Origin of the sequence: Haloferax mucosum ATCC BAA-1512 (assembly GCF_000337815.1) — an archaeon.
GTDB classification, from domain to species: Archaea; Halobacteriota; Halobacteria; order Halobacteriales; family Haloferacaceae; genus Haloferax; species Haloferax mucosum.
Genome location: NZ_AOLN01000018.1, coordinates 385,914 through 405,832, shown reverse-complemented (window position 1 = coordinate 405,832; position 19,919 = coordinate 385,914). Strand labels below are relative to the sequence as shown.

The following is a 19,919-nucleotide window of genomic DNA, read 5'->3' as shown; positions in this document are numbered from 1 at the left end:
CCGCGCGTCGATTTACGTCGCCCCAACCCCTTGGTCACGTATGGCCTCCCCACGGCTCGATGACCCGGTCGAAATCGGCGGGGTGACGCTTCGAAACCGGCTGTACCGCGCGCCGCTCCTCGAATGTGCGGGGTCCGGACCGGACGCGCCGGGCCGCCTCGCCGCGGAACTCGAACCTGCCGCGCGGGCCGGCGCGGGTCTCGTCTGTCAGGGTGCGACAATCGTCCGCGAGACGGGCGGGTGTGCCGCGCCGGGAATGACCCGCGTCGCCGACCCGGAGTTCGTCGCCTCGTTGGAGGCAGTGACGGAGACCGTTCACGACCACGGCGCCGCCATCGCCATTCAGTTGGAACACGGCGGTCTCCGGAGCATGGAGACGTGGCATGCCGAGTACCGGCGCGAGCATCCGGCGCTCCGGCAACTCGCCGTGTCGCGCCCGCCGCGACTCCTCCGACTGCTCGACCGTCTCGGCTTTCTCGACTACGACGCGCGCGTCATGACGACCGCGGAGGTGTACGACCTCGCGGCCGACTTCGGGCGCGCCGCGGCGATGGCGACCGACGCCGGCTACGACATCGTCCACCTCGCCGGCGCGAACATGGGTATCATCCACCAGTTCCTCTCGCCGTTCTACAACCACCGCGACGACGAGTTCGGCGACGGCGTTCGGTTCCTCGAAGTCGTCGCCAACGAAATCCGAGCGCGGGCGGGCGACGTGCCCCTGATGACGAAAGTGCCCGCAGAGACGGCCGCACCTCCCGGCATCCGTCGTCACCTGACCGAAGATGCGACGGTTGAGATATGTCGTCGATTGGACGACGCCGGGTACGACGCGCTCGTTCCGGTCTCGGGGTCGGTGTTTTGGGACGCGAGCATCGTTCGGGGGTCGTTTCCGGCCCGCGCGTGGGACGACGAGCGATTCCGCGACGGCTACGCCGCGGCGTTCGGCGGCCCGCTCCGGGCGCGACTCGTCGAACTCGGGAACCGACTCGAAGCGGCGTGGTACGATTTCGACCCGGCGTGGAACGCGGCGCTGTGTCGTCGCGTCCGCGAGGTCGTTTCGGTCCCGGTACTCTGCGAGGGTGGCATTCGAGAGCGTGGCGAGATGGACCGACTGCTCGGCGACGCCTGCGACGCCGTCGGGATGGCGCGGCCCTTCTACGCGGAGCCGGAACTCCCGGCGCGGCTCCTCGGACGCGAGACCGAACGAGACGTGCGCGTCGTCTGTGAGAGTTGCAACAACTGCGCCGTCCCGCAGGTGACCGGTGCGGGCGGCGTCTGTCGCACGCCCACGGTGTTGTCTCGCGCAGGACGGCTCAAAAAGCAGGGCGAGTACGTTAGAACCTCTGAAAACGCTGGCGAAACCAAGGGTGACCCAGAGGGTTAAATAAGTCCCTCACAGAGTCTCGGGGTAATGGCGCGCGACCGGTCCGCGATGGAGTCGGCCGAACTGACGGCGGTGCTCAACGCGCTCGACGACGCGGACGCACGAGCCATCATTAGAGGACTCGAAGAACCCATGACGGCCAGTGAAATTTCAGAAACGTGTGATATTCCCCTTTCGACGACGTACCGGAAGTTGGATTTACTAACCGACGCGGGCCTTCTCTCGGAGGGGACACAGATTCGGTCGGACGGCCACCACGCGACGACCTACGAGGTCTCTTTCGACGAGGTTCGAATCGGTCTCAACGAGGACCGAGACTTCGACGTCGCCGTCGGTCGCCCCGAAAAGTCGCCAGACGAACGAATCGCGGACATCTGGTCGCAAGTCCGAAAGGAGACGTAATATGGTACACACCGCATCACCCACAGTCGCCACGTTCATCATCATCGTCAAGACGGGGATTCTCGTCCTCGGCGGTCTCATCACTTACTTCAGTTTCAAGGCGTATCGTAACACCGGCTCGCCGGCGCTTCGAGCCTTAGCAATCGGATTCGGCATCATCACCACCGGTGCACTGCTCGCCGGCGCGTCCGACGTGCTTCTCTCCGTCGATCTTGCAACCGGCGTCCTCATCGACTCGATACTGACGTTCCTCGGGTTCGCCGTCATCACCTACTCGCTCTACGTCGAGTAGCCACCGCGCCACCCGATGTGAACCGCCCGAGTCCCGTTTTCAGCCACATCGACTCTCGAACCCACGTTCGCTAGCAACGGGTGGGTCTGCCGCGACCAACCCAGCTGAGACTTCGAGTTGCTATTGTTCAAAATACACAAAACTGTTATTACCGTGCGGCCGGTACCAGTAGGTATGTCCGACGACGAACTATCCGAAATCCGGAAACAGAAACGCGAACAGCTCGAATCGAAGGCTCGCGTCGATGGCGGCACTTCTGCGGAAGAGACACAGTCTGCACCCAACTCGCCCGTCGGCGTAAACGGGTCGAACGAACTCGGTGATATCGTTTCGTCCCACGACGTCGTGCTCGCCGATTTCTACGCGGACTGGTGTGGTCCGTGCAAGATGCTCGAACCGACGGTCGAAAAGCTCGCGGCGAACACGGAGGCAGCGGTTGCGAAAGTCGATGTTGACCGGAATCAGGAACTCGCCGCACAGTATCAGGTCCGCGGCGTACCGACGATGGTTCTTTTCGCCGACGGCGAAGCGGTCGAACAGATCGTCGGCGTCCGCGGCTACGACGACCTGAAAGGTCTCATCGACTCGCACCTCGCGTAAGCGAGACGACTGATTCGGTTCTCGGTTTTTCGGGATCGAACCACGCCACCCCTCGATTCGTGTCTGTTTATGCCTCTCATATCTTACTATCTAGTATGGAACTGGTCGCCGAATCAATCGACATCGGGACGCGCGCGCCGACAGTCCTCCTCAACGAGGCCGACGCCGCGGAACTCGGGGTGCACGCGCTCGAACGCATCCAACTGCGACGCGACGGGAAGACGACTATCGGCATCGTGGAGTTGACAGACGAACTCATCCCGGAGGGAACACTCGGCGTGACGCGTCGTCTCGGGCACATCGACGGCACGGTTACGGTGTCGGTCGCGCCGCAACCCAACTCGGTCTACTACATCCGCAAGAAACTCGACGACATAGAACTCGAACGCCGGGAACTCGAATGTATCGTCCGCGACATCTACGAGGAGCGACTCGCGGACATCGAACTCGGCGCGTACGTCTCTGCGATGTACACGAACGGCTTGTCGATGGAAGAGACGATGCACCTCACGTCGTGTATGGCGAACATCGGCGAGACGATTTCGTGGGACGACGAGATTATCGCCGACAAGCACTCGATCGGCGGCGTCGCTGGGAACCGAATCACGCCGATACTCGTCCCCATCGTCGCGGCCGCGGGAGTGAAGATTCCGAAAACGTCGTCGCGGGCGGTCACCTCGGCGTCCGGAACCGCCGACACGATGGAGGTCCTCTGCGACGTCGAGTTCTCCATCGGCGAGATTCGGGAAATCGTCGAGACGACCGGCGGCTGTCTCGTCTGGGGCGGCGCGGTGAACCTCTCGCCGGTCGATGACCAAATTATCCGGGCCGAGACGCCGCTTTCGCTCGACCCCGTGGGCCAACTCATCGCCTCCGTCCTCTCGAAGAAAAAGAGCGCCGGTTCGACCCACATCGTCATCGACATCCCGTACGGCGAGGGCGCGAAGGTCGAAAGCCTCGCGGAAGCGCGCGAACTCGCGGAGGACTTCAACCGCGTGAGCGACCACCTCGAAATGACGACCGAATGCGCCATCACGAACGGGTCCGCGCCCGTCGGCACGGCTATCGGCCCGGTTTTCGAAGCGCGCGAAGTGCTCGCCACACTCGACGGCGACGGTCCGAACGACCTGCGCCTGAAGGCGATTCGACTCGCCGACCTCCTGTTCGAATCGGTCGGCGTCGATGCCGACGCCGAGGAACTCCTCGATTCGGGCGCGGCCGACGCGACGTTCCGAGAGATACTCGCCGCGCAGAACGGCGACCCGGGCGTCGAAATCGCCGACCTCTCGCCCGGCCGCCACACCCAACCCGTCCACGCCGACCGCGACGGCGTAGTGACGCACATCAACAACCGGTTGGTCAACGAAGTCGCCAGACGGGCCGGCGCGCCGAAAGACCACGGGGCAGGACTCAAACTCCACCGCGGCGTCGGCGAGACGACCACGACCGACGAACTGCTCGCCACCGTCCACGCGGAATCGACGGACAAACTCGCCGACGCCGTCGCCCTGTTGGAACGCGTCGAAATGATTCGGGTTCGACACCCCGACGAGGCGCTCGTCGAGCGAATCTAAACCGCCGGAACCGCCGGAACCGCCTTCACCCGCGTACCCGCGTTCCGCCGCGGCGACCCTTTTTGCATCCCACGGGCGTAGCTACCGGCATGGAAGAGCGCGTACACGCCGCGGTTCGAGACACCGCGGACGAAATCGACACGATGGAGATTCGCGGCGCGGCGACCATCGCAGAGGCGGCCGCGCATGCGCTTCGGAGACAGGCCACGGCGAGCGACGCCGACACGCCCGAGGCGTTCAAATCAGAACTCCGCGCCGCCGCGCGGACGCTCTACGAGACGCGTCCGACGGCGGTGAGCCTCCCCAACGCGCTCCGGTACGTCCTCCGCGGTATGTCGAACACGACGGTCGAAGGACTACGACAGAACGTCGTCGAATCGGCCGACGAGTTCTGCGACCGACTCGAACGAGCGCAAGCGGACCTCGGACAGGTCGGCGCGAACCGCCTCCGCGACGGTGACACCATCATGACCCACTGTCACTCGACGGACGCCCTCGCGTGCGTCGAAGCCGCGGTCAAACAGGGAAAGCACATCGAGGCCATCGTCAAGGAGACGCGGCCCCGGAATCAGGGTCACATCACCGCGCAGGAACTCCACGAGATGGGGGTCCCCGTCACGCTCGTCGTCGATTCGGCGGCCCGGCGCTACCTCAACGACGTAGACCACGTACTCGTCGGCGCGGACGCCGTCGCGGCCGACGGGAGCGTCATCAACAAAATCGGGACGAGCGGACTCGCCGTCAACGCCCGGGACCGCGGGACGCCTATCATGGTCGCCGCACAGACGCTCAAACTCCACCCCGACACGCTGACGGGCCACACCGTCGATATCGAGATGCGAGACACCGAAGAGATACTTGACGCCGACACGCTCGCCGAACTCGGCAACCCGACGGTCAGAAATCCCGCGTTCGACGTGACGCCGCCGCGCTACGTCGATGCAATCGTCACCGAGCGCGGGCAGTTCCCACCGGAGAGCATCGTCATCCTGATGCGCGAACTGTTCGGCGAGGGAACGACCGAACCGTGGGCCGAACCCTGAGGGCGGTGGGGTCCGCTCAGTCGCGGTGCATCGCCGCCCTACTGGGTTTCGACGACCGCTGACATGACCTTCATCTCGGCTTTCCGGAGGTGTTCTGCGGCCGTTCCGGTCGAACAGTCCAGTTGCGTCGCCACGTCCGCGACGGACCCGTCTCTCGACTCGTGGTAGTACCCGCACGCGACCGCGGCCTCGACCGCCTCGCGTTGGCGCGGCGACAACGACGCCGGCGTGAAGTCTCCCGGCCCGGTGTACTCGCGCACCTTTCTGACTTCGATGTCGATGTCGCCCGGCGTTTGGTCAACCGCCGACTGTAAGGCGGCGTCAGTGCCGACGATGGTGACCGAAATCGTTCCGTCACCCTCGAAGACGACCGGCGGGACGACGACCAGACCGTCCTGCGTGAACGCCGTCGTTTGGCGCGCGCCCGCGGCGTCCAGTCGCTCTTTGACGACGATGAAAAAGGAGTCGCCCGGCATCTGCGCCACTTCGGACGACAGAACCGTCGGCGTGGCTTCGAGCGCCGCTTGATAGGCATCGATGTCGGAGCCGACGATTTCGAAGACGATGGTGTTCGTCTCGCCCATCGTCGGGTTCCAGTGATGCAACTTGGTCCGTTCGAAGCCCTCGTGTTCGACGACGAACTCGTGCATCGGATGGATGTGGTCCTCGTCGGGCGTGAGTCGCAGTCCGACCGATTTCATGAGTCGATGTAGTCCGATGTGGGTATAAAAATCGACCACACCTGTGAGGCAGAACGCCGAACCCGGTTTCGGGCGAACAGTTGCGTACTACTCGCTATGTCACTCGAACGCCCGCCTGCGAGACGAGAGCGCGACGACGACGGCGACCGACAAGCGTCGATAGACGCACTGCGACGAGCACTCGGCGACGCCGTCCTCACCGTCGATGACCACGTCCACGCGCCGGCAATCGAGATTCGACCGGACGAGGTACAGTCGTCGCTGACGACGCTCCGCGACGAACTCGGCTACGACCACCTCTCGTGTGTGACCGCACAGGAGTACGAAGACCGCTACGAGTCTATCTACCACCTCAAATCCTACGACGACCCGACCCGAGAGGTGAGCGTCGTCGTCCCGACGGCCCGGTCGGACCCGGTGAGCCAGTCCGCCGCGCCAGTGTTTCGGACCGCGGACTGGCACGAACGCGAGGCGTACGACCTCGTGGGAATCCAGTACGAAGACCACCCGAACCTCCGCCGTATCCTCCTCCCCGAGACGTGGCAGGGCCATCCGCTGGGTCTCGATTACGAACAGAACCGCCCGCAGATAGTCCGGTACGACGAGAACGCGAACCCGCTCCACGAAGACGGACGTGACGGGCGGGACACGATGCTACTCAACATCGGCCCGCACCATCCCGCGACCCACGGCGTCTTGCACTTGCAGGTCGCACTCGACGGCGAACAGGTCGTAGACGTCGAACCCGACATCGGCTACATCCACCGCTGTGAAGAGCAGATGTGCCAGCAGGGGACCTATCGACACCAAATCATGCCGTATCCCGACCGCTGGGACTGGGGCGGCGGCGGACTGTTGAACGAGTGGGCGTACGCCCGTACCGCGGAGGCGCTAGCCGATATCGACGTTCCAGCGTACGCACAGGTTCTCCGGACGATGGCCGCCGAACTGAGTCGCATCCTCTCGCACATGCTCGCGCTCGCCGCGTACGCTCTCGACATCACCGGCGATTTCACCGCGACGTTCATGTACGCGATGCGGGACCGCGAACTCGTCCAGAACATCCTCGAAGACCTCACCGGCCAGCGGTTGATGTTCAACTACTTCCGACTCGGCGGCGTCGTGTGGGACCTCCCCGAACCGCGCGCGGCGTTCTTCGAGAAGGCGCGCGAATTTCTCGACGGTCTCCCCGAACGGCTCGAAGAGTACCACGACCTGCTGACGGCGAACGAGATACTCCAGATTCGGACGGTCGATACGGGGGTGTTGCCACCCGAGGTCGCAAAGCAGTACGGAGTCACCGGCCCGGTCGCTCGTGGGTCCGGCATCGATTACGACCTCCGCCGAGACGACCCCTACGGCTACTACGACGAACTCGACTGGGACGTCGTCGTCGAAGACGGCTGTGACAACTTCTCGCGTCTGCTCGTGCGGATGCGCGAGGTCGAGGAGTCGGCGAAGATAATCGACCAGTGTCTCGACTTACTCGAAGACTGGCCGGAAAGCGAGCGCACGCTCCAATCGAACGTGCCGCGCACGCTCAAGCCGGACGAAGACACAGAGGTCTATCGCGCCGTCGAGGCGGCGAAAGGCGAACTCGGAATCTACATCCGCGCCGACGGCACCGACAAGCCGGCGCGCTTCAAGATTCGCGGCCCGTCGTTTTCGAACTTGCAGGCGCTCCCGGAGATGGCCGAAGGCGAACACATCCCCGACCTCATCGCGGCAATCGGGAGTCTGGACGCGATTATGGGCGAAGTTGACCGTTGAAAAAACGGCTCGGAGCGGTCAGTCCGGGACTATCGTGGCGTCTCGGTGCCCCACTTGTCGAGGGCGACCGCGAGTTCGGGCGTTTCGTCGGCGGCCTCGGTAATCGACGTCCCTTCGACGTAGGCGTCGATGGCCGACCGAAGCGCCACTGCGCCCGCTTTGGTGCCGTCGGGATGGCCGTGGATTCCCCCGCCGAGTTGGATACAGACGTTCGTCCCCGTCGCGTCGAGCAAGTCGGGCAGGAGTCCCGGGTGCAGACCGCCGGAGGCCACCGGAAGCACGTCGTTCGCGCCGTAGAGGTCGCGTCGTAGCCAGTCGTTGATACCGACGGTATCCTCGTTTGCGAGTTTTCCGAGTCCGGCGGTCCCGGTGTGGAGTTGGTCCACACCGCAGAGCCGCGAAATCTGTGCGAGCACCCGCATCGAGACGCCGTGAGTCGGCAGTCGGTCGAAGGCGGCGTGCATGGCGCGGTGGGCGTGGATTGCGAGACCGTGTTTTTCGGTGCGCTCGCGGACGGTCTGGAGACCGGCCCACCCGGCAGTGATGATGTCAACCATCACGTACTCACCGCCCTGTGCGGCCACTTCGTCAACCCGGTCAAGCATCGTTTGGGTGTCGGCGGTGACGTTGATGAGATACGATTTCTTTTCGCCGGTCTCGTCTTCGGCATCGTCGCGGAGCGACAGCGACTCAGTGAGGCGGTCGGCGAAGGGGTTGAACGCTTGGTCGGTCAGGTTCTCGTCGTCTTTCAACAGGTCCACGCCGCCGACCCACGCGTCGTAGCCGACTTGCGCGTGTGCGGCCGTCGAGAGACCAACTTTCGGCTTTGGCACCGTCGCCGTGATTGGGCGGTCGCTGACGCCGAACACCTCCTCGCGGACCGACGACCCGTAAAGCGGCCCGGGGTACGACGAGACGACGGACTCGGGCCACTCGCAGTCCATGAGGCGGATGCTATCGACCGCCTTCATCCCCATGATGTTCCCGGCGATACAGGAGAGCACCTGCGGCATGTTGCCGGGTTCGAACAGCCCGGTTGGGTAGGCGACCTGAATACTGTCGCCGTCGATAGCGAAGGTCGTCGCGCCCATGTCGGTGAAGTCTGCACCGGTCTGGAGCGCCGCCCACGTTCCGTTTGAGGACTCCGACGCGACGCGACTCGCGGCCGCCTCCGTTGACATGCCCGTCGCGGGGTCGATACGGAAGGTGCAAACGAGGTCCTCGGAAGTCGGTTCGTAGTCGAGGTCGAGGAAGTCTTCGTACGTGATACCCATAGCCTCGCCTACGCCCCCACAGTGCTTAAAACGGCATCCCGAAGCGGTTTTCAGGGGAGAGTGCGAACGAACACGGTTCGAGTTGTTCGCCGGCAATCACAGCACGACGAACGTCGGAAGGTACAACGCGAGACAGAGTATCGCCGCGCGACGGTCGATGCCTTCCCGCCAGTAGAACAGCGCCAAGACGGCGAGCGAGACGACGAGCATGTATAGCCCCGAAAACGTCACCGACGTGAGGTCCGTCACCACCACGTCCGCGACCAGCGCACCGATGCCGAGCGAGAACACCGGGTCCGTGATGTTGCTTCCGAGAATCGACCCGACGGAGATGCCGCTTCGACCCTCCTTGGCGGCGATACTGGCGACGACGATTTCGGGAGCCGTCGTTCCGAGACCGGTGAGAAACCCGACGAGGTACTCCGAGATGCCGACCAGTCGGCCCAGCGCCACGCCGTTTGTCACCATCACCTGCCCGCCGACCACGACGAGAAGCAAGCCGAACAGAACACGCGGCAGTCCGCGTTCGGGTGTTGCTTCCTCTTCGACGATCTCCTCGGCGATTTCCTCGCCGCCCTCGTTAGTGTAGAGCGTGTAGATGAAGTTGACGTACGCGAGCATCATCAGAAAGCCCTCGGAGCGCTGGACCACGCCGTCTTCGAGCGTGAGGAGCATGATAATCATCGCAAGGGTCATCGCGCCGCCGTAGACCATCACGTCCCGCCGATTCGCCACGATGGGCGCGACGAGCGCGACGATGCCGATGGCGAGGGTAATTTGCGAGGTCTCGGAGCCGATGATGTTGCCGACGACGAGGTCGCCAGCACCGTAGGTGGCCGCGTAGATCGAGGTCGTCATCTCCGGAATCGACGTCCCGACGGAGATGAGCGTCACGCCGATGAAGAACTGTGAGACGCCGTAGAAACGGGCGACTTCGGCCGCGGCGGTCACCGCTCTGTCGGCACCGAAGACGAGCGCGGCGAGTCCGACGACGAAGAGCGCGACCTCGACGAACATGTCGTTGTATGAACCTCTCCGCGAGACGACCTAAAAGCTCCCTCAGGGTGACAACAGCGCCCGAACTTCGCGGAACTCGGGAACGCCCGTATCGAGCGCGGCACAGAGCGCGTCCGCCGCACCCAAGAGCCACTCGGCGCGTTCGACGCGGGATTCGACGTCGCCCGGGCCGATTCGGTAGCGCTCGACGAGGGTTTCGATGTCCGAGCCATCGGTCCACTCGTGGAGGATGCGGGCGGTCTTGACCGCCGTCAGCCACTCCTCGAACGGGTCCGCCTCGTGCATCGCCGTGGTGAACTCCGCGCTGTGGGTCCGGGCGTACTGATACATGTCTGCCCGCTCGCGGTTACCGAGGTAGGTGTCGAGCATGTCAGGCGTGTCGCAGACGACTTCCAGTGCGGTCCGAGCCGTCACGTTTTCGTCCGACATCGACTCGATGGTTCGCACGCCAGCGATGATTCGCGCGCCGGTCGTCGGCGAGACGTACTGTCTGGAGGTTTGCGCGCCGAGCGTCGTCGCCGAAAGCGAGTCGCCATCGACGGCGAGCAGTTCCATGGATTCGAGGTCGGCCACCACGTCGCCGACGAGTTCCGCGAGGTCAACGTCGGGGTTCTGGTGGGCGTAGTAGGTCGCAGAAAACACGTCGGCGACGCCGTCGAGACAGTCGGCAAAGCCCGACGCGACGACAGAGAGCACGTGCGTTCGAAGCGCCTCCTCGTCGGCGAACTGGGAATCGACCGCCTCCGCGTCGGCGGTGACGTATCGCTCGACGAGTTCGGCTTTCGTGTCGCCGTCGCCGACGAGGACCGCCTCGCCGAACGGGTCGAGGTGCGGGCGTCCGGCGCGGCCGCACATCTGGTGGACGTCGAGGACCGGAATCCACGCCATCGACTCTCCAGTATAGCGTTTCTGGTCGCGGATGACGACGCGGCGCGCCGGGACGTTGACGCCCGCCGCGAGCGTCGGCGTCGCACAGATAACCGAGAGTTTGCGGTCTCGAAAGGCGTTCTCGACCGCGACGCGGTGCGTACTTCGCAATCCCGCGTGGTGGAAGCCGACGCCGGTCCGGGCGCACTCGGCGAGCTGACGCCCCGTGGTCGTCCCGCCCAGTTCAGCCAGTTCGTCCCCGAGGTCGGGCGCGGGCGAGAGGTCTTCGTCCGCGAGTCGGTCAGCGAGTGCTTCCGCTTCGCGCCGAGAGCGGACGAATGCGAGACACTGGCCGCCGTTTTCAACCGCGTCGGCGACGAGCGCGACGGCCGCTTCGGTCGCCTCGTCGTCGTTTGGGCCGGTCGGCGGCACCGCAACGCCGAGCGTCGAGTCGTCGTCGAACTCGACCGATTCGTCGGCGTAGACGCCGGTCCTGAGAGAGACCGGCCGCCACGTACTTTCGACGAGTTCGGCGTCGAGCCACGCGGCGATTTCCTCGGGGTTATCGACTGTCGCCGAGAGCGCGACGAGTTGGAGGTCGGGAACGCGGCGCTGGAGCGTCGCCAGCGTGACTTCGAGCGTCGGCCCGCGGCCGAGTGCGCCGAGTAAGTGCACCTCGTCAACGACGACACAGGCGAGTCGTTCGACCCACGACGCGCCGTTTCGAATCGCCGAATCGACTTTCTCGCTCGTGGCGACGACGATGTCGTGGTCGCCGAGGTCGTCTTCTGCGGCGTCGAAGTCGCCGGTCGAGATGCCGACGCTCACGCCAGGCAGTTCGTCGAACGTCTCGTATTTCTCGCGGGCGAGCGCGCGAAGCGGAACGATGTAGAGCGCCGGCCCGTCGGCAGTGAGCATGGCGAGTTCAGCGATGAACGTCTTGCCGCTGGCGGTCGGAATCGCGGCGACGACCCGGCCGCCTTCGGCGACGCCTGCCTCGACGGCGGCCGCCTGCGGCGGGTAGAGTTCCTCGATACCGTTCGACTCGTAGTGTTTGACGAGGCCCGCCGGAAGCGGAAGGTCGTTCACGCGCATCTGCCACACACTGGGTTCGTGTTCACATAAATCTCTTCGCCGACCGGCGTCGTCGACGACTTTCCGACGGAGAGAAACGCGTGTGCCGTCTATACGCGCTCCCGACAGAGACGCAGTCGTATGTCGAACCCGCACGTACCCGGAGCGCTCGAAACACCCGTAGAACCGAACTCCCACCCCACCCTCGTGCCACGTCGCGGCGAGAAGCGTCCCCGAACTGATACTGGAAAACGGGGCAACCGGGGCGTGAGAAACGCGTGCGCGGCAGATATTTGAGTACTCTTACCAATACTAGTATCCAATATGACTACCCGTGCTCTCCCAGTCGCGCTTTTGTTCGTCGTCGTTCTCGCCGGGATTCCGGTCCCCGCCCTCGGAGCAGAGGCGACCGCCTACATCGACGACGTCACGATTTCGCCCGCACAACCCACGCCCGGCGAGCGATTCTCGCTCGTCACGGTCGTCCAGAACGCCGAAAACAGCCCGTCGAATCTCAAGATAACCGACATGTACGTGCGGTCTGCGGGCAACTCGAAAGACCTCGCTCGCGTCGAAGACCTCGGGACGATTCCGCCCGGAAGCGACCTTCGCGTTCCGCTCTCGATGCGACTCGAAGACGCGGGAACCTACAATCTCCGGGTGACGGTCGTCGGCCGAAGTGACGGTAAGGTCCAGCGACTCGAATACCCCGTCATCGTCCGCGTCCGCGAAGGCGGCCCACAGGTCTCCGTCGAGGTCGGTGACGCCGTTATCGGCACCGACACGCCGGTTCGCGTCACCGTCTCGAACGGTGAGGACACCGTCGCTCGAAACCTTCGACTCTCTGTCAGCGCCGACAGTGCGCCGGTGAAAAACGACACGCGGGTCGTTCCGAAACTCGACTCCGGACAGTCCCAAACGTTCCAGTTCAGCGTCGCGCCCGAGACCGCCGAGTCGGAACTCGTTGCGAGTCTCCAGTACACCACCGCCGACGGCAACGCGCGAACAGTGACGGCGACCGCTCCTATCGTCGCAGAAGCGTTGCGCGAGGAGGTCCGTCTTGACGCGACGCTCGGTGAGGGCGCACACCCACCCGTCCGCGTCGATGTGACGAACCTCGGGAACGCACCGCTCGAAGACCTCGTTCTCACGCTCCGCGACGACGATACGACGGTCCTCGGAAAACCGGCCGGAACCGTCGCCCCCGAGTCCGACCGAACGATTCTGTTGAACGTCTCTTCGGTTGACCGCGCGACGCTCGACGTCGTCGCCTCCTACGAGACCGGCAGTCGAGACGGGACGGCGGAAACGACGATCGACTACACCGCCTCACCCGGCCAAATCGAGTTGACTGGCATCGACGTCGAACGGGAAGAAGGCGACATCCACATCTCGGGAAGCGCGAGTAACGTCGGTCTCAGCGACGCACAGAGCGTCATCGTCCGCGTCGTCCCGGCCGAGGGCGTCGTTCCCGCGCGACCGTACAAGGAGTACTTCGTCGGGACCGTCCCCGCGAGCGACTTCGCCTCGTTCGACCTCTACGCCGCCGTCGAAGGCGGCGTGACGAGCGTTCCCGTCGAAGTGTCGTATCTCGCCGACGGACGCAGGCGGACCGTCGAAACCTCGGTTGACGTTTCCGACGTGTCCGGGGTGCCAGAACAGAACGCCAGCGGCAACGGCGGCGGTGGCATCGTGTCGGCGCTTCTCGTCGGTGGTGGGCTACTCGCCTTCCTCGTCGTGGTCGGCGTCAGTATCTACGCGTACCGACGGCGCTGATTCGAGATGTCCAACATTATCGAACTTCGAGACGTTTGGAAGCGGTACGACACCGGTGGCGAAGTGGTCGAGGCGCTCAAAGACGTGCACTTCCACGCCGAACCGGGAGAGTTCGTCTCCGTCATGGGACCCTCCGGGAGCGGTAAGTCCACGATGCTCAACGTGCTCGGCCTGCTCGACACGCCTTCGGAGGGAACCGTCCTCCTCGACGGACAGGACGTCACCGACCTCTCAGACCGCGAGATGACGACCCAACGGAAGCGATTTATCGGCTTTATCTTCCAGAGCTTTCATCTGATTCCGACGCTTTCCGCGCTGGAAAACGTGGAAGTGCCGACGCTGTTCGGTGACGACCCGACGGCCCGCGACCGAGCGACCGAGTTGCTCGAACGGGTCGGTCTCGGCGACCGTCTCGACCACCGACCGGACCAACTCTCCGGCGGGCAAAAACAGCGCGTCGCCATCGCACGAGCGCTCATCAACGAACCGCAGATTCTGCTCGCCGACGAACCGACGGGGAACCTCGACCAAGAGACCGGCCGCAGTGTCCTCGACCTGTTCGACGAGATTCGCCGCGAGGACGACGTCGCGGTCATCGCGGTCACTCACGACCCGCAACTCAGCAACTACACCGACAGAACTGTCGAACTCATCGACGGGAGGATTCAGTGAGTCCACTCGACGACCTCTTTCGGCGCGTGCCGGCGCTGTTGATGGCCCGACGGAACCTCTCGCGGAACCGTATCCGCACGAGTCTCGCGGTTCTCGGCATCATCATCGGCGTCCTCGCAATCGCGTCGCTCGGCATGTTCGGGACGACGCTTCGAGCTGGTGCGACCCAACAACTCGGCGATATCGGGAACGAAATCAGCATCTCGCCGAACCTGCAGGAAGGCGTCGAGGAGTTGACCGACCGCGACGTCGATCAGATACGTCGCGCCGTCACCGACGGGTCGGTCGTCCCCGTCCGCTCCGAGACGCTTCGTGTCGGCCGCGGAGACCGACAGACGGTGGCGACAGTGTACGGAATGGAAAACCCCGGCGCGATATACGAAGCGGAGGATGGCCGCGTCCCCGACCGACTCCGAAAGGATGCGCTCGTCGGGTCCGGAACCGCGACGCTACTCGACGTCGAACCCGGAAACACCATCTCGGTCGATGGCCGGACCTACCGCGTCAGCGCCGTTCTCGCCCAACAACAGGGCCTCTCGCTCGTCAACCCGAACAACGCGGTCGTCGTCCCTCTCGACGATGTCAACGGAACCGGCTACTCGCAGGTCGTCGTCAACGCCGAGTCCGGACAGGCCGCCAACGAATCGGCGGTCGCCATCCGCGAGTCGTTAAACGACCGCGAAGAGCGGGTTTCGGTCTTCGAGCTTCAGACCATCACGTCGGGAATCAACCAGTTTTTCGGCATCCTGAACACGTTCCTCATCGGTATCGGCTCTATCTCGCTCGTCGTCGCGGGCGTCAGCATCCTCAACGTCATGCTCATGAGCACCATCGAACGACGTCAAGAAATCGGCGTGCTCCGCGCCGTCGGTGTCCAGCGCGGCGACGTGGTTCGGATGATTCTCGCCGAAGCGGGACTGTTGGGTGTCACCGGAGGTCTCATCGGGGCGGTTCTCGCGGTCGGCGCGGGCGTCGTGCTCAACGCGGTCGTCCTGAACGACCCGCTTTCGACGTTCCAAGCGGCGAACTTCGTCTACATCTTCCTCGCCGTCGTGTTCGGCGTCGGAACGAGCGTCCTCTCGGGACTCTATCCGGCGTGGAAAGCGGCCAACGAGCGTCCGGTAGAAGCGCTTCGGAAGTGACGGTTCGATAGCGTCGACCGATAAAAAGAGTCCAAACCCGACTCCGTTCGGGTTCCGTCGAGTCGCTTCAGTTAGCCTTCGTAGGTCCAGCTTTGGATCGTCGCGGACGTGCTTCCGCTTTGGGAAGTCCAGACGACGCGAACGGTGTCTCCTGAGCTAACGTCGAGGTCACCGTCACTGTCGAACGTGGTCGAATCGCCCGCGGAAATCTGGCCGGCTGAACCGGTTCCGTCGGACCAGTTGGCGTCGAGACCGCCACCGACGATTGTCACTCGTGCGGCGTCAATCGCATCGCCGCTTTCGTGCGTGATAGTCAGGTTGTTCGGGCTTCCTGTCTCGTATTCGAAGCTGAAGCTCGCCTGCGGGGCCGTCTCGTTTACTTGGTCGCCCAGTCCGAGGACGAACGACCCGATGACCGCCGCGAGGATGACCGTGATGGCAACCATCAGAATAACGCCGATGACCGGCGATACCGCGTCTTCGTCGGAAAGGAATTGTCTAAGTTTCATAATTAGCTTTGTTGCGACCATACTCGGCCCACACCCACTAACCCAGTAACGTGAACCGGTATGTGCTACCGGTATTTGGTTTTGGAAGTGTATAAATCTAACCACAGAAAGTACAACAATTATTACAGTGTTGTCACGAATATTGTTCAATCGTGTTTCATTTACTGGTCGCTCGGGGTTGTCGAGTCGCTGAAAAAGTCGGCCGGACCGGCCGCTTCAGATGTAGTCGTGCTCTGCGAGGCGCTCGACGGCTTCGCGGAGCCGCTCTTCGCTGGCGGCGTAGGAGATGCGGGCGTAGCCCGGCGCGTTGAACGCGCTTCCGGGGACGGTCGCAACCTTCGCGTCCTGAATCGCGCCCTCACACCACGCCTGGTCGTCGTCATCGACCGGGAGCATCATGTAGAACGCGCCTTTCGGGACGGCAACGTCAACGTCGTGTTCGGCGAGGAGGTCAACGAGCATGTCTCTGCGGGCCTCGAACGCCTCGCGCATCTCTTCGACCGAGTCGTCGGTGCGCTCCGAGAGCGCCTCGACGCCGGCGTGCTGGACAAAGTTCACGGCACAGGAAACAGAATGCGAGTGCAGTTTACCGGCCTGCGAGATGAGGTCCGACGGAGCGTGGAGGTACCCGAGCCGCCAGCCCGTCATCGAGAACGCCTTGGAAAATCCGTTGATGGTGATTGTTCTGTCTTCCATCCCGTCGAGCGAGCCGAGCGAGGTGTGCTCGAACCCGTCGTAGGTGATACGCTCGTAAATCTCGTCGGAGATGACGGCGATGTCGTGTTCGACCGCGAGGTCGCGGACGCCTTCGAGCGCCGCGTCGGAGAAGACGCCGCCGGTCGGGTTCGACGGCGAGTTGACGACGAGCAGTTTGGTCTCGTCGGAGACCGTCTCGGCGAGTTCGTCGAGCGCAGGTTCGAGACGGAAGTCGTGCTGTGCGAGGTCAACGCGCTGTAGGGACCCGCCCGCAAGCTTGACCATCGCTTCGTAGGAGACCCACGCGGGGTCCAGCAAGACGACCTCGTCTCCGTCGCCGACGAGCGTCTGGAACGTCTCGTAGAGCGCCTGCTTGCCGCCGGGCGTGACGATAACTTCGTCGGCCTCGGCATCGACGCCGTTGCCGCAGAGTTTCTCCGCGATTGCCTCCTTGAGTTCCGGAATTCCGTTCGACGAGGTGTAGCCCGTGTGTCCGGCGTCCATCGCGTCTTTCGCCGCTTGGGTGATGTTGTCCGGCGTCGGGAAGTCCGGTGCCCCGACCGAGAGGTCAACGACGTCTTCGCCCTGCGCCTCCAGTTCGCTTGCGAGGTTCGAGATGGCGAGCGTCGCGCTCGGTTCGACCCGCCCAACTCGGTCACTGAAATCGAAGTTCATGCCAACGCCTCCACCATATCAGTCGCGGCGTAAACCGCTTCCGCACCTTTGCTGACGCGCTCGCGTGCTTCAGCGCCGCTCATTCCCGGTCCGGAGACACCGAACGTGACGGGCGTATCGCGGTTCAACGAGACCTCCGTCAGCGACTTGGCCGTCGCGTCGGCGATGACGTTGTCGTGGTCGGTGTCGCCAGTGACGATTGCGCCGACGACGGCGACGGCGTCGATATCGTCGCGTCGGGCGAGTCGGTCGGCCGCGAGGGGGGAGTCGTACGCGCCGGGAACGCGCACCGTCTCGACGACCTCGGCGTCGCGTTCGTCGGCGGCGTCGAGCGCCGCCTCTTTCATTGGGTCGGTGACCGACGAGTTGAATCGGGCCACTACGAGTCCGAGAGAGACCATAGCCGACCCTTCCCGTGCCGGATAAAAGAACTACCGACACCCACCGAAATTACCCGCGTCGGCGATGGACGAACGACGCGCCGCCGACAGACAACCAGACAGACAGCATCGTGCCGCCGGTGAGCAGTACCGTGCCGCCGACCCACAAACATAACAGTTGTATTGCCGGCGCGGGGATGGGTGGACATGAGTACTGACAGTGGGACCGAGACGGTGACCCGGTCCCGTGCCCTCCTGGCACTCCTCGTCACTGTCGTCGGCGCTCTCCTCGTCCGTCTGGTCTCTCTCGGCGGCCGGATTTTCCATTGGGACGAAGGGCGCGTCGGCTACTGGATTCTCCGCTATCACGAGACCAACGAGTTCGCGTACCGCCCGATAATCCACGGTCCGTTTCTGCCGGTGGTAAACGACTACATCTTCGCGGTGCTTCCGGCGACCGACTTCAGCGCCCGCCTCCCGGTCGCCGTCGTCGGCGGACTCCTCCCGCTTTCGGTGTGGCTCTTCCGCAAGCACCTCCGCCGCGACGAGATGGTCGCGCTCGCGGTCTTCTTCGCGGCGAACCCGCTTCTCGTCTACTACTCGCGGTTCATGCGCAACGACATCCTCGTGGCGGTATTCTCGGTCTTCGCGCTCGGGTTCGTCGTCCGCGCCTACGACACAGGGCGCCTCGCGTATCTCATCCCGGCCGGGGCCTCCTTTGCCACCGGCGCGGCGGCAAAAGAGAACTACGTCGTCTACCTCCTGTGTTTCCTCGGCGCGGCGTTTCTCGTCTTCGACCACCGACTGCTCGCGCGCACCTCGGCCGGCGGGTCGCCACGCGACATCCTCTTCACCGAGATTCCGTCGAACTGGAAGGCAAGTCTCCGTAAACGCGGCGCGGGGAGTTTCGGAAACGGCGCCGCGCGCTTCGTTCTCGGCGTCCTCGGCGGGCTCCTCGCGTTCGTCACCGTCTTCGTGTTCTTCTACGCGCCGCGCCCGGACATCTGGGGCGCGTTCGACAGTGCGACCGCACTGCTCGGCGTTGTCGAAGCCGGAACCATCGGCGCGGTCTCGGAGACGGTGAGCAGTTGGGTTGGTGGCGGACACCAGTCTCACGACTACCTCCCGTATCTGAAGGACTTCCTCGAAACGTTCGTCTACGGCGCGCCGGTGCTCATCGTCTTCGCCCTCGTCGGCATCGTCGTTGACCGCTACGGCGTCGTCGCCGACAGAATCCGCTGGCTCGTCGCGTTCGCAACCTACTGGGGCGTCGTGAGCATCTTCGGCTACCCGCTTGCGACCGACATTCAGGCCCCGTGGGTCGTCGTGCACGCGGTCGTCCCGTTGGCGATTCCGGCCGCGGTCGGGGCCGCGTTCGTCTTCCGCTCCGGGATGACCGCGTTAGCGTCGAAAGACACGGTCGGCGTCGGTCTCGCGGCGGTCGTCTTGCTCGCGTCCGTCGGCGGCGTCGCGGCCGCAAACGTCGATTACTGGAACGCCTCGACCGGCGAGGACGATGTCGTCCTCCAGTGGGCACAACCCGAAAACGACCTCAAAGGGACGCTCGACGACGTGAGCCGCGTGGCCGCCACGAACAGCGGCACGGACGTGCTGTTGTACGGGACGAACCCGCCGAACAGCGACGAGACGCACTTCTACGTCGCAAACGAGTCGCATCCGCTTCGCGGGCCATCGTGGCACAGCCGCCTCCCGCTTCCGTGGTACTTCGAAGGGGACAACGTGAACCGAACCAGTAGCCCACCGGATGCGAACGTCACAAAGACGTTAGAGAACCCGCCGCCGGTCGTCGTCGCCTACGACTGGGACCGCGACGAAATCGAACCCGAACTCGACGGCTACGTCGTCCGACAGCACGCGTTCAAGCTGTGGAACGAAGACGCCGTCGTCTTCATCGACCGGGACGCCCTCGACAGGGCGAACGCGACGCAGGGCTGAGTCGAATCTCGCCGTACAGTTTCACGGCCTGCCGTCGGGGACGACCCCACTCTATACACGATAGTGTCTATTTAATCGGGTGGGGTGGCAACGTTTATGCATCGACATCCTA

The 19,919-nt window shown here is 64.1% G+C and carries 18 protein-coding genes; 11 read left to right on the top strand and 7 right to left on the bottom strand.

What is annotated here, in order from left to right; translation table 11 throughout:
• Positions 1-40: 40 nt before the first annotated feature.
• The 6 genes from C440_RS14730 (at position 41) to C440_RS14705 (ending at position 5,298) form a co-directional block, all read left to right on the top strand.
• Complete coding sequence (locus C440_RS14730) at positions 41-1,387, top strand: oxidoreductase (protein ID WP_008321389.1); 1,347 nt, start codon at positions 41-43, stop codon at positions 1,385-1,387.
• 27 nt (positions 1,388-1,414) lie between these two features.
• A complete protein-coding gene (locus C440_RS14725; protein WP_008321388.1) occupies positions 1,415-1,789 on the top strand; it encodes a winged helix-turn-helix domain-containing protein in 375 nt (124 codons plus the stop codon).
• Position 1,790: 1 nt separating this feature from the next.
• The gene (locus C440_RS14720; RefSeq protein ID WP_008321387.1) at positions 1,791-2,081 is read left to right on the top strand and encodes a DUF7521 family protein; all 291 of its coding nucleotides are present in this window, start codon (positions 1,791-1,793) and stop codon (positions 2,079-2,081) included.
• Between the two features lie 174 nt (positions 2,082-2,255).
• A complete protein-coding gene (gene trxA / locus C440_RS14715; protein ID WP_008321386.1) occupies positions 2,256-2,681 on the top strand; it encodes a thioredoxin in 426 nt (141 codons plus the stop codon).
• Between the two features lie 95 nt (positions 2,682-2,776).
• Positions 2,777-4,255, top strand: coding sequence for an AMP phosphorylase (locus tag C440_RS14710; RefSeq protein WP_008321385.1), 1,479 nt, complete (start codon positions 2,777-2,779; stop codon positions 4,253-4,255).
• 89 nt (positions 4,256-4,344) lie between these two features.
• Positions 4,345-5,298: a ribose 1,5-bisphosphate isomerase gene (locus tag C440_RS14705; RefSeq protein WP_008321384.1), complete on the top strand. Its 954-nt coding sequence runs from the start codon at positions 4,345-4,347 to the stop codon at positions 5,296-5,298.
• Positions 5,299-5,336: 38 nt separating this feature from the next.
• Here C440_RS14705 and C440_RS14700 read toward each other — a convergent pair whose 3' ends face one another.
• Positions 5,337-5,999 (bottom strand): helix-turn-helix domain-containing protein, encoded by a 663-nt coding sequence (locus C440_RS14700; RefSeq protein ID WP_008321383.1) that lies wholly within the window; start codon positions 5,997-5,999, stop codon positions 5,337-5,339.
• A 96-nt stretch (positions 6,000-6,095) separates the two neighbouring features.
• Between C440_RS14700 and C440_RS14695 the strand changes: the two genes are divergently transcribed.
• A complete protein-coding gene (locus tag C440_RS14695; RefSeq protein WP_008321382.1) occupies positions 6,096-7,769 on the top strand; it encodes an NADH-quinone oxidoreductase subunit D in 1,674 nt (557 codons plus the stop codon).
• A gap of 29 nt (positions 7,770-7,798) precedes the next feature.
• Here the strand turns inward: C440_RS14695 and rbcL are convergent, their stop codons facing one another.
• The 3 genes from rbcL to C440_RS14680 all read right to left on the bottom strand — a co-directional run bounded on the left by rbcL (position 7,799) and on the right by C440_RS14680 (position 12,022).
• A complete protein-coding gene (rbcL, locus tag C440_RS14690; protein WP_008321381.1) occupies positions 7,799-9,043 on the bottom strand; it encodes a type III ribulose-bisphosphate carboxylase in 1,245 nt (414 codons plus the stop codon).
• A 96-nt stretch (positions 9,044-9,139) separates the two neighbouring features.
• Positions 9,140-10,060 carry a sodium:calcium antiporter gene (locus C440_RS14685; RefSeq protein ID WP_008321380.1) on the bottom strand — a complete coding sequence of 307 codons (921 nt, stop codon included), beginning with the start codon at positions 10,058-10,060 and terminating at the stop codon, positions 9,140-9,142.
• 42 nt (positions 10,061-10,102) lie between these two features.
• Positions 10,103-12,022 (bottom strand): DEAD/DEAH box helicase, encoded by a 1,920-nt coding sequence (locus C440_RS14680; RefSeq protein ID WP_008321379.1) that lies wholly within the window; start codon positions 12,020-12,022, stop codon positions 10,103-10,105.
• Between the two features lie 303 nt (positions 12,023-12,325).
• Between C440_RS14680 and C440_RS14675 the strand changes: the two genes are divergently transcribed.
• The 3 genes from C440_RS14675 to C440_RS14665 are packed head-to-tail and all read left to right on the top strand — an operon-like array spanning position 12,326 to position 15,591.
• Entirely contained in the window at positions 12,326-13,777 is a 1,452-nt protein-coding gene (locus C440_RS14675; RefSeq protein WP_008321378.1) for a COG1361 family protein, read from the top strand.
• A 6-nt stretch (positions 13,778-13,783) separates the two neighbouring features.
• Positions 13,784-14,449, top strand: a complete 666-nt coding sequence (locus C440_RS14670) for an ABC transporter ATP-binding protein (RefSeq protein WP_008321377.1) — start codon at positions 13,784-13,786, stop codon at positions 14,447-14,449.
• A complete protein-coding gene (locus tag C440_RS14665) occupies positions 14,446-15,591 on the top strand; it encodes an ABC transporter permease (protein WP_008321376.1) in 1,146 nt (381 codons plus the stop codon). Before C440_RS14670 ends, C440_RS14665 begins: the two co-directional genes overlap by 4 nt.
• A 71-nt stretch (positions 15,592-15,662) precedes the next feature.
• Here C440_RS14665 and C440_RS14660 read toward each other — a convergent pair whose 3' ends face one another.
• From C440_RS14660 to ribH, 3 genes are all read right to left on the bottom strand, one after another.
• Positions 15,663-16,100 carry a type IV pilin gene (locus C440_RS14660; RefSeq protein WP_008321375.1) on the bottom strand — a complete coding sequence of 146 codons (438 nt, stop codon included), beginning with the start codon at positions 16,098-16,100 and terminating at the stop codon, positions 15,663-15,665.
• Positions 16,101-16,316: 216 nt separating this feature from the next.
• The gene (locus C440_RS14655) at positions 16,317-17,471 is read right to left on the bottom strand and encodes a pyridoxal phosphate-dependent aminotransferase (RefSeq protein ID WP_008321374.1); all 1,155 of its coding nucleotides are present in this window, start codon (positions 17,469-17,471) and stop codon (positions 16,317-16,319) included.
• The gene (gene ribH / locus C440_RS14650; RefSeq protein WP_008321373.1) at positions 17,468-17,872 is read right to left on the bottom strand and encodes a 6,7-dimethyl-8-ribityllumazine synthase; all 405 of its coding nucleotides are present in this window, start codon (positions 17,870-17,872) and stop codon (positions 17,468-17,470) included. The genes C440_RS14655 and ribH overlap by 4 nt, the downstream gene beginning before the upstream one ends.
• 186 nt (positions 17,873-18,058) lie before the next feature.
• Here ribH and C440_RS14645 point away from each other — a divergent pair, with 186 nt between their 5' ends.
• Entirely contained in the window at positions 18,059-19,807 is a 1,749-nt protein-coding gene (locus C440_RS14645) for a flippase activity-associated protein Agl23 (protein ID WP_008321372.1), read from the top strand.
• Positions 19,808-19,919: the final 112 nt, after the last annotated feature.